The organism is Rhizobium aouanii (assembly GCF_037002925.1).
Taxonomy (GTDB): Bacteria; Pseudomonadota; Alphaproteobacteria; order Rhizobiales; family Rhizobiaceae; genus Rhizobium; species Rhizobium aouanii.
The window spans coordinates 14,483-28,325 of sequence record NZ_JBAMYD010000013.1; the positions used below are offsets into that span (position 1 = coordinate 14,483).

Sequence of the window (13,843 nt, forward strand, 5' to 3'; positions counted from 1 at the left end):
GAAGCGGACCGAACCCGACGAAGACAAAGGGGCGATCGCCGTCATGCATCGCTATAAATTCGTTCTGACGCGACCGCTGCAGTTCCTACCCGTGATCTTCGGCATCAGCGTCATCACCTTCATTCTGGTCCGGCTGATCCCCGGCGATCCGGCGCGCAACATCCTCGGCACGCGCGCGACGCCGGCAGCCCTTGCCAGCATCCGCGCCCAGTACGGCCTCGATCAGCCGATGTGGCTGCAATATGTCTATTTCCTGAAGAACCTCGCCAATGGCGAGATGGGTAAGTCGATCCTCTACAAAATCGACGTGCTGAAGCTGATCGTCACCCGTATCGAGCCGACGCTTGCGCTCGTCGTCTCCAGCGTCGTGCTTTCGGTCCTGATCGCGGTGCCGATGTCGGCGATCGCCGCACGCAATGCCGGCCGGGCGCCGGATCATGCGGTGCGCATGGTCTCGACCTTCGGCATAGGTTTTCCGCCATTCTGGCTGGGGCTGATGCTGATCATCCTGTTCAGCGTCGAACTCGGTGTGCTGCCGGTTTCGGGCTATGGTGCGACGATCGGCGAAAAGCTGTCGCATCTCGTGCTGCCGAGCCTGACGGTCGCGCTGTCGCTCTCGACCGTGCTGACGCGCAGCCTGCGGGCGGCGATGATCGAGCAGCTGAAATCGGATGTCGCGACGGCGGCGCGCGCCCGCGGCATGCCGGAGGGGATCGTCTTCTGGCGGCATGTCCTGCCGAATTCGCTGGTGCCGACGATCAACCTGCTCGCCGTCAATATCGGCTGGCTGATCGGCGGCACGGTGGTGGTCGAGAGCGTCTTTGCGCTGCCCGGCATGGGACAGTTGCTCGTCAGGGCGATCTTCTCACGCGACTACATGGTGGTTCAAGGCGTCGCCATGGTCTTTGCCTGCGCCACCGTGCTTATCAACTTCATTGCCGACATCGTCACCGTCGCCGTCGATCCGAGGGTGAAGCTATGAGCATCGAGGCGATCGCCCCCGCCTCCCCCGGCTGGCGCCGGTTCTTCGGCCGGCGGCCGATGCTTGTGCTCAGTGCCGGCCTGCTGCTGTTCTTCGTCTTGCTGGCGATCGGTGCGCCCATCGTCGCGCCTTACGACCCGATCATGCAGAATGCCGAGGTGCGCCTGCAGGCGCCTTCGCTGTTGCATCCCTTCGGCACCGACAATTTCGGCCGCGACATCCTCTCCCGCATTATCTGGGGCGCGCGCCTCGACCTGCAGATGGCGCTGATCGGCGTCATTTTCCCCTTCCTGATCGGCACGACGGTCGGCACGGTCGCCGGCTTCTTCGGCGGGATCGTCGATGCGCTGTTCATGCGCCTCGTCGATATCATCCTCGCCTTCCCCTTCCTGGTGCTGATGCTGTCGATCATCGCGATCCTCGGCCCCGGCCTCGGCAGCTTCTACATTGCCATGGCGCTGGTCGGCTGGGTCTCCTATGCGCGGCTGATCCGGGCGCAGATGCTGGTGCTGAAAGGCAGCGACTACGCCGTTGCCGCCGTCAGCCTCGGCTTCAGCCGCCCGCGCATCATGTTCCGCCACCTGTTGCCGAACGCGATTGCCGGCTCAATCGTCTTTTCGATGTCCGATGCGACGCTGGTGCTGCTCAGCGGCGCCGCCGTCAGCTATCTCGGCCTCGGCGTCCAGCCACCGATCGCCGAATGGGGCGTCATGGTTGCGGAAGGACAGAGCTTCATCACCACGGCCTGGTGGATCACGCTGTTTCCCGGCCTGTCCATCGTTTGCCTCGCCTTCGGTTTCAGCATGCTGGGCGACGCGCTCGGCGAACTGCTGGGGGTGCATGAATGAGCGCTTCCGTGCTGTCCGTCCGTGATCTCACCGTCAGGGCACATGTCGATTCCGGCCCGCGCACGCTGCTCGATGCGGTCTCGCTCGATCTCGGCAAGGGCGAGATTCTCGGTCTCGTCGGCGAGAGCGGCTCGGGCAAGAGCCTGTTCTGCCGTTCCCTGGTGCGCCTGCTGCCCTCCTCGCTGCTGAAGATCGAAAGCGGTAGCGTGCTGCTCGAAGGGCGCGACCTCATGCGGATCGACGATGGCGAGATGCTAAAGGTGCGCGGCGGCGAGATCGGCATGATCTTCCAGAATCCGACCAGCCATCTCGATCCGGTGATGCGGATCGGCGATCAGATCGCCGAGGGCATCCGCTATCATCAGGGCCTTGGTGCCCGCGAGGCCCGCATTGCTGCGACGGAAATCCTGGCGCAGGTCGGCTTCCCCGATCCGAAGCGCCAGTACGACAGCTATGCGCACGAATTTTCCGGCGGCATGCGGCAGCGGGCGATGATCGGCGTGGCGCTGTCCTGCAATCCGAAGATCCTGATCGCCGACGAGCCGACGACGGCGCTCGACGTGACCATCCAGGCGCAGATCCTGCGGCTGTTGATTGACATTCGCGACCGGCGCGGCCTGTCGATCATTCTGATCACCCACGATCTCGGTATCGTCGCCCAGACTTGCGACCGCATCGCCGTGCTCCGCGGCGGCAAGCTCATCGAAGAGGGGCCGAAGCGGACGATCCTGGCGCGGCCGCAACATCCCTATACGATCAACCTGATCAACAGCCACCCTTCCATCCCGGGCGAGATATCAGCGCCGCTGCCCGAGCTTGCCGAGGCCAGCAACCCGGCGAGACCGTTGCTCGAAATCGATGATCTCCACGTGCGCTTCAGAGCCGGCGGCGCCCTGCTCAGGGGCGGCGCCAAGACGGTCAGCGCCGTTGCCGGCGTCAGCCTGCAGATCATGCCGGGCGAGACGGTCGGCATCGTCGGCGAATCCGGCAGCGGCAAGAGCACGCTTGCCCGCGCCGTGCTCGGCCTCACCCCGCTTTCCTCGGGTCACGTCACCTTCGACGGCGTCGATCTGGCGCTGCAGAAGAGTGCTGGCCTGGCAAAACTCAGGCGCGAGACGGCAATGGTCTTCCAGGACCCCTACAATGCGCTCAATCCGCGGCTGACGATCGGGCAGATGCTGGCCGAGGTGCTGAAGGTGCAGGGCAAGGTCGCTAAGGGCGATATCCCTGTTCGAATCGGCGAACTGCTCGATCTCGTCGGCCTCGAACGAGAATTCGCCGGCCGCAAACCGCGCAGCATGAGCGGCGGCCAGTGCCAGCGCGCCGGCATCGCCCGAGCGCTCGCCGTCGATCCGAAGCTGATCATCGCCGACGAGTGCGTGGCGGCCCTCGACGTCACCATCCAGGCGCAGATCATCGAGCTCTTCCGCGATCTCACGGCGAAGATGAACCTCACGCTGATCTTCATCGCCCATGATCTCGCAATCGTCCGCAATCTCTGCGAACGCGTCGTCGTGATGTATCGCGGCGAGATCGTCGAGGAAGGTCGCTCCGAAGAAGTATTCGCGCGGCCGAAGCATCCCTATACGGCGGCGCTGATCGCCGCCATTCCCGACATCGATCCTGACAAGCGGCTGCTTCAAGACGCCGACGGCAAGGACGATCCGCATTCGATGCCGATTCAATCAATCAAACGCATGCCATAACAACGAAGGGAACGAACACATGACAAATAGGTGGAAATCAATCGGGCTTGCAGCCTTGCTCGCCGGTCTGACGCTTAGCGCAAGCTATGCCGAGGCCGCCGGGGTGCTCACCATCGGCCGCCGCGAGGATTCGACGACATTCGATCCGATCAAGACCGCGCAGAACATCGACAACTGGGTGTTCTCCAATGTCTACGACGTGCTGATCCGCGTCGACAAGACAGGCACGAAACTCGAGCCGGGTCTTGCCGATAGCTGGACCGTCTCGGATGACGGGCTGACCTACACGTTCAAGATCCGCGACGCAAAATTCTCCGACGGTTCGCCGCTGACGGCGGAAGACGCGGCCTACAGCCTGCTGCGCATCCGCGATGACGCCGCCTCGCTCTGGAGCGATTCCTACAAGGTGATCGACACGGCCGTGGCGACCGACGCGCGCACGCTGACGATCAAGCTCAAGAACCAGTCCGCGCCGTTCCTGTCGACGTTGGCGCTGCCGAATGCCTCGGTCATCTCCAAGAAGGGCATGGAATCGCTGGGCGCCGATGCCTATGGCGAAAAACCGATCGCATCCGGCGCCTTCGTGGTCGAGGAATGGCGGCGGGGCGACCGCGTCATTCTCAAGAAGAACCCGAACTTCTGGCAGGCCGACCGCGTCAAACTCGACGGCGTCGAGTGGATCTCGGTGCCTGACGACAACACCCGCATGCTGAACGTTCAGGCCGGCGAGCTGGATACGGCGATCTTCGTTCCCTTTTCTCGTGTCGAGGAACTGAAGAAGGATCCGAATCTCAATGTCAGTATCGACGCCTCCACCCGTGAGGACCATCTTCTGATCAATCACGCGCATGGGGCGCTCGGCAAGAAGGAAGTGCGCCAGGCGCTTGATCTCGCGATCGACAAGAAGGCGATCGTCGATACCGTCACCTTCGGCCAGGGCACGGTCGCCAATTCCTACATTCCAAAGGGCGCGCTCTATTACTACGCGGACAATCTGCAGCGGCCTTATGATCCCGAGAAGGCAAAGGAGATGCTGGCGGCAGCCGGCGCTTCCGACCTGACGCTCAATTACCTGATCCGCGCCGGCGACGAAGTCGACGAACAGACGGCCGTGTTGGTCCAGCAGCAGCTGCAGAAGGCGGGCATCACCGCCAATCTGCAGAAGGTCGATCCGAGCCAGGAATGGGATATGACGGTCGCCGGCGACTACGATATCTCGGTCAACTACTGGACAAACGACATCCTCGACCCGGACCAGAAAACGACCTTCGTCCTCGGTCATGATTCCAACAACAACTATCTGACCAATTACAAAAACGAGGCGGTCAAGGAACTGGTCGCCAAGGCGCGTCTCGAGCTCGACCCGAAGAAGCGCGAACAGATGTATGTCGATCTGCAGAAGATGGCCAAGGACGACGTCAACTGGATCGACCTTTATTACAGCCCCTATATCAACGTCTCGCGCAAGAATATCGAGAACTTCTATCAGAACCCGCTGGGCCGCTTCTTCCTGGAAGACACGGTCAAGAACTGAGTTCCGGCAGTATGCAGATGCTCCGCCGCCGTAAAGGCGGCAGAGCATCTTTTGTTGCTGCGACACGTGCTGGGGCCGCTTGCTTACTCGGCGGCGGCGAGCTTGTCCTGCGTCCTGGTGTCGAAGTCGCTGGCGTCGTGGCGCTCGTGCAACTGGCTCGAGGGGTCGCCGGAGAGGCGGTTGACCATCCGGCCGCGTTGCACGGCCGGCCTGCTGTGGATGGCGTCGGCCCAGCGCAGCACGTTCTTATAGTCCTCGACCTGCAGAAACTCGGCTGCACCGTAGGTCCAGCCCTTCACCAGGCCGCCATACCACGGCCAGACGGCAATATCGGCGATCGTATATTCGCTGCCTGCCAGATATTCGCTTTCGGCAAGGCGACGATCGAGCACGTCGAGCTGACGCTTCACTTCCATGGCGAAGCGGTCGATCGCATATTCGATCTTCGTCGGCGCATAGGCGTAGAAATGGCCGAAGCCGCCGCCGAGATAAGGCGCGCTTCCCATCTGCCAGAACAGCCAGGACAGGCATTCGGCCCGCGCGCTCGGCTCAGTCGGCAGGAAGGCGCCGAATTTTTCGGCGAGGTAAGTGAGGATCGCGCCGGATTCGAAGACGCGGATCGGCTTTGACCCGCTGCGGTCCATCAGCGCCGGTATCTTGGAATTGGGATTGACCGCGACGAAGCCGCTTCCGAACTGATCGCCATCGCCGATCTTGATCAGCCATGCATCGTATTCGGCACCGCTATAGCCAAGCGCCAGCAGTTCCTCAAGCATGATCGTGACCTTCTGCCCGTTCGGCGTGCCGAGCGAATAGAGCTGCAGCGGATGCCGGCCGACCGGAAGCTCCTTGTCATGCGTCGGTCCCGCGATCGGGCGGTTGATGCTGGCGAACTGGCCGCCATTCGCCTTGTTCCAGGTCCAGACCTTCGGGGGTGTATAATCGGAAGAACCGCTCATCTTTCAAAACTCCTGATATTGGTCAGACAGAGCGCGGCGTTAGTTGGCCGCCGCATTTTTCCTGACATAGCAGAGGCGATAAGATTTTGTCAGAGGTGTCGGGCGCTGTTTCACGCAATCGTCAGAGTGTTGACTAAGCTGAAGAAAACGGCGCTTCAGACATCCGTCTCGGGAAGACGCCTGCCCGTCGCGGCTGTGAAGCGCAATCGACGCCATGATATTTTCCCACCCGTCAGCGGAATGTCAGGCCGTGCCCTCGCCTTCATGATTGACCGCCGTCCTGGTGCCGGAGGAGAACATGATCAGGGCGAAAAGTGGTTCGGTGCCGAGCGCGCGCGCCCAGTGACGAACATTGCGGGGAATCCGGATCGCGTCGCCGGCTTCGAGCCGATAGAGCGCATCGCCGAGCTTGTGTTCGCAATGGCCGGAAACGACGTAGAGGATTTCCTCGCAATCGGGATGCGAATGCAGCTGGTTGCGCTCGCCGGGATTGATGCGGCAGGTGCCGAAGGTCATCTCGGCGCCGGGCGTGTCGTCACCGGTGATCTTCCAGTTGAGTTCGCCCCAGGTGGTCGGCATGAATTCGCCGCCGGCTTTCCTGAATATGACATCGGTATCGCTCAAGACTGTCCCTCCCCTGTCAGAGATTGGTGGTGACGCCGGCATCCGTGCGTCTGTAGAATTCGAAGAGTTTCATGATCTCGAGGGCGATTTCGAGCGTGCCCCTTGATATCGGCGTGCCGGAGAGGATCGCATCCGTCAGATGCAGGATTTCGGGCACATAGCCGAGATAGAAGAGGTTGTTGTTATAGAGCTGGCCGAGCGAATGCTCCGGCTCGTAGAACAGCGCCGCATTCTCGTCCGGCTGGATGAAACTCGCGGCGCGGCCATAGGACGGTAGGTCGGCCTTGCGGAAATAAGTAAGCCGGCTGCCATTTTCGACGATAGCGTTGGCGCCTTCGCCGATGACTTCGACCCGCTCGAAGATGCTGCCGCCGGACTGGCCGGCGGTAAGATGCAGCGTGCCGATCGCGCCGGAGCGGAAGCGCAGGCTGGTGACGGTTGCGCCCGTGAGTGATTCCCATTCATAACCGGCGCGTTCGATCTCGCCGCCGAGGAAGTTCAAGATTGCTCCCGGATGGTAGATATGGTCGAGGAAGCTCTGCATCTTGACGAGATCGGCGCGGTCTTCCTGGCTCGGCAGGCTCTGGGGATAGCGAACATTGATCGACGTGAGCCGGCCGAAACCGGGCGAGCCGATCAGGTCTCTCAGCTTCTCGATGGTCGGGAAGAAGGTCTTCTTGAGACCGGTCATCACCATGCGGCCGGCCGCTGCACTTGCCGCCTGCAGCCTTTCGATATCCTCAAGGCTTGCCGCCGTCGGCTTCTCCATCCAGACGTGAGCGCCCGATGCAAGTGCGTCGAGTGCGAGATTGGTCGCCTGCACCCGGCCGTCAGGATGATAGGCGGTGACGAGAAAGACCAGCTCCGGCTTTTCCCGCGCGAGCATTTCGCGGTGATCGGTATAGGCTTTTCCGGCGCCGAAGAGCTTGGCGAATTTCTCGGCGCGGCCGAGATCGAGATCGCAGATGCCGGTAAGCTCGACCGGCGCGTAACGCAGCGCCGGATAGACATTGCGATAGGCATGGCCGCCGGCACCGATGAAGCAGGCCTTGATGCGGTGGTCGAATTCGAAATTGTAGCGGATTTCCCGCTGGACGTGATGCGACATGGTCAGCCCTTGATTGCCCCCTGCGTGAGCCCCTCGGTGAAACGGCGCTGCATCAGGATGTAGAGAAGAATGATCGGCAGGAATGAAATGACGGTTCCCGAAAAAACTAGCCGGTAATCGGAAGCATAGGTGCTGGCGAAACGGACCAGCCCGAGTGGCAGTGTCTGCACCTCGGGGCTGATCAGCACGATCAGCGGCAGAAAGAAATCGTTCCAGGTGGAGAGGGCGCTGATGATGACGAGCGCCTGCACCGCCGGCGTCGAGATCGGCAGGAAGACCTTGGTGAGGATCTGGAAATGCGAGGCGCCGTCGATCTTGGCGGCCTCGATCAGTTCATCAGGCACGCCGATAAAGAAACTCCGCATCAGGAATATGCCGAAGGGAATGCCGTTGCTCACCTGCACCAGCACGATGCCGGTCAGCGTGTTGACGAGATTGAGCCCGAAGAGCACCTGGTAGAGCGGGATGACGATCGCCTGGACCGGCACGGTCAAGCCGAGAATGAAGGCGTAGAACAGCCATTCCCGGCCGGGAAAACGGATCTTGGCGAGCGCATAGCCGGCCGGCGCACAGGTGATCAGCGACAGAATGACGACGCCAATGAGATTGATGAGGCTGTTGCCGACAAGGTCTCCGAACCCGCCGATCTGCCATGCATCCAGATAGTTCCGCCACATCAGGTCGGCGGGCCAGGTGAAGGGGTCGGCCTGGCCGATCTCGGCCTCGGTCTTGAAACTCGAGATCACCAGCCAGACGAAGGGGGCAAGAATCAGGATCAGCGCCGGAGTCAGCGCCAGCGCCATCGGCCATTCGCGGTTGCGGACGCTCATTGCGAAATCCTTGCGCGCCAGCGGTTGAAGACGATGGTGATGGTGATCGCAAGCAGGCTGAGCAGGATGCAGAGCACTGCCGCAAGCCCGTGATCCTGGGATTGGAAGGCAAGTCGATAAATATAGGTGGTGATCAGCTCGCTCTGGTAGAACGGCCCGCCATTGGTCATGACGAAGACCGTGGCGAAGCCTTTCAGGCCGTTGATCATCGCCAGCGAGACGACGAAGGTCGTCACCTCGCGAAGCCCCGGCAACGTCACGTAGATCAGCTTCTGGAAGGCGTTGGCGCCGTCCACTTCGGCCGCATCATAGAGCGAGCGGTCGATATTCTGCAGGCCGGCGATGAAGAGCAGCATGTAAAGGCCGAAACCCTGCCACGAGCTTGCGACATTGACGGAAAAGAGCACCAAAGCGGGGTCGGAAAGCCAGCCTTGCGTGAAGGCGCCGAGCCCGAACCGCGTCAAGGCGGTATTCAGCAGGCCGAAGAACGGATCGTAGATATTGGCCCAGATGACGCCGACCACTGCCAGCGATACCAGATGCGGCAGGAAGAAGGCGGTGCGGAAGAAGACTTGGGTGATCCGTAGCCTGCTGACGGCAAGCGCCAGCAGAAGGCCGAGCCCACCTGCCATCACCACATGATAGGCCAGCCAAAGGAAGGTATGGACGAGGCTCTTCCAGACGATCGGATCCTGTGCCGCCTTCGTGTAGTTGTCGACGCCGACGAAGCTGGCGGAAGTATTGAAGCCGGCGGAGCTGTTGAAGCTCAGCCAGAAGGTAGCGGCGATCGGCAGCAGGGTGAAGACGGCGTAAAGAGCAAGCGCCGGCACCATCAGCCACAAGGCGGTGCGGGTATCGCCGCCGGATGAGCCATCAGATGAGGCCGCTCTGGCCGTCCGGCGTTCGGACATACGGGCGGATAGGCCGCCCGTATGTCCCGCCACGGCAGACGCATCCCTGAGAGGAGCCACGACCTTGCTTCCGGGCGTTTCTGGAATGACCACTATTTCGCCTCTGTCATCTTCACCTGGATCTGCTTCATGCCGTCCTCGCCGCCGATCTGGCCGGAGATCAGGCCCTGGATGACCTGGAAGTAGGTATCGAGCACCGGCCCGGGCAGATAGACGCTCGGATTGTAGCCGACGCCGCCGGCGGCAGCGGCGAAGATATCCTTCAGCACGAGGGTTGGCGGCTCGACGCCCGGGATCTCGCGCGGATAGATCATCGTGCTTGCCGGATCCTGCGCCCGTTTCTTCATCACCGCATCCGACAGCATGAAGTCGATCCACTTCACCGCGAGTTCCGGCTGCCTCGAATTGACCGGCACCAGCCAGCTCCAGCCAACACCGCCGGTCGGCATCGCTGCACCCTTGATGTCGGAAGGCATGGGCGCGTAACCGGCGTTGGCGAGGTCGTAGCCCGCCTTGCGGGCATTGGCGGTGAACCACGGGCCGGCAACGAACATGGCCGCACGCTTGTTGAACCAGAGGCGCGAAGCGCCGTCGAGATCGAGACCCGCCATTTCCTTCTTGATGTAACCTGCCTCGACCAGCTTCTGCAGCCGGATGGCGCCGGCGGCGACGGCGGGATCGTCCCAGGCGATCTCGCGGCGCAGCGCCTTGCCGATCACCTCCTTGCCGCTTGCAGATTGCAGCAGATTGCCGAAGAGGTGGCCGGCGCTGCCCGTCGTGCGAGGACCGATGGCGATCGGCTGCAGGCCGGTCTGCTCGATCGATTTCATCAGCGCTTCGAATTCGGTCCAGGTCGCCGGGATCGTCCAGCCGGCCTTTTCGAAAATATCCTTGTGATACCAGATGCCAAGCGCATCGAGACCGTCGGGAACTTCGTAGATCTCCCCGCCGAACTGGCCCTTCAGCTCGGTGTAGAGCCAGGGATAGATCTCGTCCTTCCAGCCGCGCTTTTCATATTGCTCGGTGAGCGGCATGACCTGCTTGGCATTCCTGACGACGCTGATGCGGCCGATGCCGGAGTTGGTGAGGATCACGTCGGGGCCGGCATCCGACTGGATCGCCGCCTGCACCGCGCCGTTGCTGATCGTCCCGGTCGGCGGCATGAACTCGACGGTCGCGCCGGGGTTGGCCTTTTCGAAATCGGCCTTGATGCCGTTCCACAGCTGCGCGACCAGCGGTTCGGTGATCTGTTCCGGACCCCACATCTTCAGGGTTTCGGCATGTGCCGGCGAACTTATGGCGATCATCGCCGCCAGTGCCGTGCTGCGGGCAAGAAATTTCAGCATTGCTCCCTCCTCCCGGGCCGCTCCGCGGCCCACGTTTTTCCATTGTTGAAAAGGAGACCTCCCTCTCCTTCATTCCATCTGGCGTTCCATTCGGTTAGCGCGCCGGATTCTCCTTCTGAAACCGTGCCATGACGGCCTGCTGAACATCGCTGATATGCGCGTGCATCAGGGCCTTGGCGCACGTGATGTCGCGAGCCCTGAAAGCCTGCAGGATCTGATCGCGCTCCTCGGCTGCCCTCTCGGCCAGATCGCGGCTCTCATTGGCGATCGAGCGGCAGATCTGGATCTGCAGCGCGAGCCGCGCCAGCGTTTCGATCAGCGGCGCGCTTCCCGAAAGCTCGGCGATGGTCTCGTGAAACACCTTGTCGCGAATGCCGTATGTCTCCATGTCGCCGCGGCGGAGTGCTGCTACCGCCTCATCCAGGATGCGCTCGAAGCCGGCAATATGCCGATCGCTCATCTGCGGAACGGCGAGCTCGACGGCGAAGCATTCAAGCGTCTTGCGCAGATCGTAGAGGTCGTCGATCTCCTTCGGCGTGAAGCTGCGCACGAAGAAGCCGCGATAAGGCTTGATCTCGATCAGGCCTTCCTTGGCGAGCGTGCCGATCGCTTCGCGAAACGGCGTGCGGCTGACCTGCAGGCGTTCCGTCAGTTCTTTTTCGTCGATCGAGACTCCGCTCGGCAGCTCGCCGGAAACGATCAGGCGAACGATTTCCTCGTAGATCCGCTCGCGAAGGGTGAGGTGGCGCGGTGCGTTCATGATCTCCATTTCCGTCTGGCATCCATGAGTTAAGTATGCAATATACGAAAGAATATACAATATGGAAAATACAAAACTCGGGATTTTTTCGGAAGAAAGCCGAAGATCGATCAGAAAGGGAGGAAAACCAATGCGAAAGATCTACATCGTCGGCACCTGCGACACCAAAGGCGCTGAACTGAACTATGCCAAAGAGGTGGCTCTTTTGGCCGGAGCCGATGCCGTGCTGGTCGATGTCGGCACGCTTGGGGAAGGCGCAGGCGCCGATATCCAGGCGCGCGAAGTCGCCGAATTTCATCCTGAGGGCGCGGCGGCCGTGCTTGGGCAGACCGATCGGGGAACGGCGGTTTCGGCCATGGCCAAGGCGCTGACGGCCTACCTGAAATCGCGCAACGACATTGGTGCCGTCCTTGGCCTCGGCGGAACCGGCAACACTGCCCTTGTGACGGAGGCGATGCGAACGCTTCCCATCGGTGTGCCGAAACTGATGGTCTCGACGGTCGCCTCGGGCAATGTGGTGCCCTATGTCGGCCCCAATGATCTCACCATGATGTATTCAGTTGTCGACGTCGCCGGCTTGAACGCGATCTCGCGCAGAGTGATCGGCAATGCCGCAAATGCGGCGGCCGGCATGGCTCGCAACCCCATTCCCGCCTCTAGAGATGATCGTCCGGGCATCGGCATGACCATGTTCGGCGTTACCACCTCTTGCGTGACCCAGGTCCGCGAGATGCTCGGCAAGACGCATGAAATCTACGTCTTCCATGCGACTGGCGTCGGTGGCCAGTCGATGGAGAAGCTTGCCGATTCCGGTCTGCTGCAGGGCGTGATCGACGTGACGACGACTGAGGTTCCCGACCTTCTTATTGGCGGCGTCTTTCCGGCGACCGAGGACCGCTTCGGCGCCATCATCCGCACTGGTCTGCCCTATGTCGGCTCGGTCGGCGCCGTCGATATGGTGAATTTCGGCGCGCGGGAAACCGTGCCGGCGCCTTTCCGCGACCGCCGGCTTCACGTCCACAATGCGCAGGTGACCCTGATGCGCACCACCCCGGAGGAAAATCGCAGGATCGGCACCTTCATCGTCGAACGGCTCAGCCGGATGGAGGGTCCGGTTCGCTTCCTGCTGCCGCTTCAGGGCGTTTCGGCAATCGATGCCGCCGGCCAGCCATTCCATGACCCCGAAGCCGACGCGGCGCTGTTTTCCGCCATTCGTGCCGGCTGGCGCGATGCGCCGAACAGGCGACTCGTCGAGATAGACGCCCATATCAACAGCCCGGAATTTGCCGCGGCACTCGTTGCCGGCTTCCATGAGCTCCATGCCTGAGGAGAGAGTTTTGACCCGCACCGACAGAAACGACATTCTGAGCAAGCTTCGCCGCAAGATCGCCGACGGCCGGCCGATCATCGGCGGCGGCGCCGGCACCGGCCTTTCTGCCAAGAGCGAGGAAGCCGGTGGCATCGACCTGATCGTGATCTACAATTCCGGCCGTTACCGCATGGCCGGGCGCGGCTCGCTTGCCGGCCTGCTCGCCTATGGCAATGCCAACGAGATCGTCAAGGAGATGGGCCGCGAGGTCCTGCCGGTCGTGCGCCACACGCCGGTGCTCGCCGGTGTCAACGGCACCGATCCCTTCATGCTGCCCGATCACTTCCTCGACGAGTTGAAGGCAATGGGTTTTGCCGGCATCCAGAACTTTCCGACCGTCGGGCTGATCGACGGCACGTTCCGCGCCAATCTCGAAGAGACCGGCATGGGTTTCGATCTGGAAATCGATCTCATCGCCCGCGCCAACGCCAAGGATATGCTGACGACGCCCTATGTCTTCAGCAGCAAGGACGCCATTGCCATGACCAGAGCCGGCGCTGATATCGTGGTCTGCCATCTCGGTCTGACCACGGGCGGTGCGATCGGCGCCGAAACGGCGCTAACGCTCGACGGCTGCGTGGAGAAGATCAACGAATGGTCGGATGCCGCAAGGTCGGTGCGCGAGGATGTTATCGTGCTCTGCCATGGCGGGCCGATCGCCATGCCTGCGGATGCGGCCTATGTGCTCGCCCGCTGCAAGGGTTGCCACGGCTTTTACGGCGCGAGTTCAATGGAGCGATTGCCGACCGAGGTTGCGATCCGGGCGCAGGTCGAGCAATTCGCGACGATATAGGCATGACCTGGATTGGGCACGAAGCCTGCTGCCGGCTCCACCGATGTGGGGCGCCGGCAGCAGAGAGTAATAG

At 61.9% G+C, this 13,843-nt stretch carries 13 protein-coding genes; 6 read left to right on the forward strand and 7 right to left on the reverse strand.

Features of this window, described 5'->3' with window-relative positions:
* Nucleotides 1-43 precede the first annotated feature (43 nt).
* From V8P77_RS22115 to V8P77_RS22130, 4 genes are read left to right on the forward strand one after another with little or no spacing between them, the layout of a single operon-like run.
* Nucleotides 44-982, forward strand: a complete 939-nt coding sequence (locus tag V8P77_RS22115; protein WP_335914256.1) for an ABC transporter permease — start codon at nt 44-46, stop codon at nt 980-982.
* Complete coding sequence (locus tag V8P77_RS22120; RefSeq protein ID WP_335914257.1) at nt 979-1,830, forward strand: ABC transporter permease; 852 nt, start codon at nt 979-981, stop codon at nt 1,828-1,830. Before V8P77_RS22115 ends, V8P77_RS22120 begins: the two co-directional genes overlap by 4 nt.
* On the forward strand, nt 1,827-3,536 hold the full coding sequence (locus V8P77_RS22125; RefSeq protein WP_335914258.1) for a dipeptide ABC transporter ATP-binding protein: 1,710 nt from the start codon (nt 1,827-1,829) through the stop codon (nt 3,534-3,536). Before V8P77_RS22120 ends, V8P77_RS22125 begins: the two co-directional genes overlap by 4 nt.
* A gap of 19 nt (nt 3,537-3,555) precedes the next feature.
* Nucleotides 3,556-5,070, forward strand: a complete 1,515-nt coding sequence (locus tag V8P77_RS22130; protein ID WP_335914259.1) for an ABC transporter substrate-binding protein — start codon at nt 3,556-3,558, stop codon at nt 5,068-5,070.
* Between the two features lie 83 nt (nt 5,071-5,153).
* Here the strand turns inward: V8P77_RS22130 and yghU are convergent, their stop codons facing one another.
* The 7 genes from yghU to V8P77_RS22165 form a co-directional block, all read right to left on the reverse strand.
* A complete protein-coding gene (gene yghU, locus V8P77_RS22135) occupies nt 5,154-6,029 on the reverse strand; it encodes a glutathione-dependent disulfide-bond oxidoreductase (protein ID WP_335914260.1) in 876 nt (291 codons plus the stop codon).
* Nucleotides 6,030-6,272: 243 nt separating this feature from the next.
* Entirely contained in the window at nt 6,273-6,653 is a 381-nt protein-coding gene (locus V8P77_RS22140) for a cupin domain-containing protein (protein ID WP_025398377.1), read from the reverse strand.
* 16 nt (nt 6,654-6,669) lie between these two features.
* Nucleotides 6,670-7,761: a Gfo/Idh/MocA family protein gene (locus V8P77_RS22145; RefSeq protein WP_335914261.1), complete on the reverse strand. Its 1,092-nt coding sequence runs from the start codon at nt 7,759-7,761 to the stop codon at nt 6,670-6,672.
* A 2-nt stretch (nt 7,762-7,763) separates the two neighbouring features.
* Nucleotides 7,764-8,591, reverse strand: coding sequence for a carbohydrate ABC transporter permease (locus tag V8P77_RS22150; RefSeq protein WP_335914262.1), 828 nt, complete (start codon nt 8,589-8,591; stop codon nt 7,764-7,766).
* Nucleotides 8,588-9,535: a carbohydrate ABC transporter permease gene (locus tag V8P77_RS22155; protein ID WP_335914263.1), complete on the reverse strand. Its 948-nt coding sequence runs from the start codon at nt 9,533-9,535 to the stop codon at nt 8,588-8,590. The genes V8P77_RS22150 and V8P77_RS22155 overlap by 4 nt, the downstream gene beginning before the upstream one ends.
* Nucleotides 9,536-9,594: 59 nt before the next feature.
* The gene (locus V8P77_RS22160; protein ID WP_335914264.1) at nt 9,595-10,848 is read right to left on the reverse strand and encodes an ABC transporter substrate-binding protein; all 1,254 of its coding nucleotides are present in this window, start codon (nt 10,846-10,848) and stop codon (nt 9,595-9,597) included.
* 94 nt (nt 10,849-10,942) lie between these two features.
* Nucleotides 10,943-11,608 (reverse strand): GntR family transcriptional regulator, encoded by a 666-nt coding sequence (locus V8P77_RS22165; RefSeq protein WP_335914265.1) that lies wholly within the window; start codon nt 11,606-11,608, stop codon nt 10,943-10,945.
* Between the two features lie 130 nt (nt 11,609-11,738).
* Between V8P77_RS22165 and V8P77_RS22170 the strand changes: the two genes are divergently transcribed.
* Nucleotides 11,739-12,935, forward strand: a complete 1,197-nt coding sequence (locus V8P77_RS22170) for a Tm-1-like ATP-binding domain-containing protein (protein ID WP_335914266.1) — start codon at nt 11,739-11,741, stop codon at nt 12,933-12,935.
* Complete coding sequence (locus V8P77_RS22175; RefSeq protein ID WP_335914267.1) at nt 12,928-13,770, forward strand: phosphoenolpyruvate hydrolase family protein; 843 nt, start codon at nt 12,928-12,930, stop codon at nt 13,768-13,770. Before V8P77_RS22170 ends, V8P77_RS22175 begins: the two co-directional genes overlap by 8 nt.
* Nucleotides 13,771-13,843 lie beyond the last annotated feature (73 nt).

What these genes read in the sequence shown, in the direction of transcription:
- V8P77_RS22115 (WP_335914256.1), top strand. Translation starts at nt 44, where the DNA reads ATGCATCGCTATAAATTCGTTCTGACGCGACCGCTGCAGTTCCTACCC.
- V8P77_RS22120 (WP_335914257.1), top strand. Translation starts at nt 979, where the DNA reads ATGAGCATCGAGGCGATCGCCCCCGCCTCCCCCGGCTGGCGCCGGTTC.
- V8P77_RS22125 (WP_335914258.1), top strand. Translation starts at nt 1,827, where the DNA reads ATGAGCGCTTCCGTGCTGTCCGTCCGTGATCTCACCGTCAGGGCACAT.
- V8P77_RS22130 (WP_335914259.1), top strand. Translation starts at nt 3,556, where the DNA reads ATGACAAATAGGTGGAAATCAATCGGGCTTGCAGCCTTGCTCGCCGGT.
- yghU (WP_335914260.1), bottom strand. Translation starts at nt 6,029, where the DNA reads ATGAGCGGTTCTTCCGATTATACACCCCCGAAGGTCTGGACCTGGAAC.
- V8P77_RS22145 (WP_335914261.1), bottom strand. Translation starts at nt 7,761, where the DNA reads ATGTCGCATCACGTCCAGCGGGAAATCCGCTACAATTTCGAATTCGAC.
- V8P77_RS22150 (WP_335914262.1), bottom strand. Translation starts at nt 8,591, where the DNA reads ATGAGCGTCCGCAACCGCGAATGGCCGATGGCGCTGGCGCTGACTCCG.
- V8P77_RS22160 (WP_335914264.1), bottom strand. Translation starts at nt 10,848, where the DNA reads ATGCTGAAATTTCTTGCCCGCAGCACGGCACTGGCGGCGATGATCGCC.
- V8P77_RS22165 (WP_335914265.1), bottom strand. Translation starts at nt 11,608, where the DNA reads ATGAACGCACCGCGCCACCTCACCCTTCGCGAGCGGATCTACGAGGAA.
- V8P77_RS22170 (WP_335914266.1), top strand. Translation starts at nt 11,739, where the DNA reads ATGCGAAAGATCTACATCGTCGGCACCTGCGACACCAAAGGCGCTGAA.
- V8P77_RS22175 (WP_335914267.1), top strand. Translation starts at nt 12,928, where the DNA reads ATGCCTGAGGAGAGAGTTTTGACCCGCACCGACAGAAACGACATTCTG.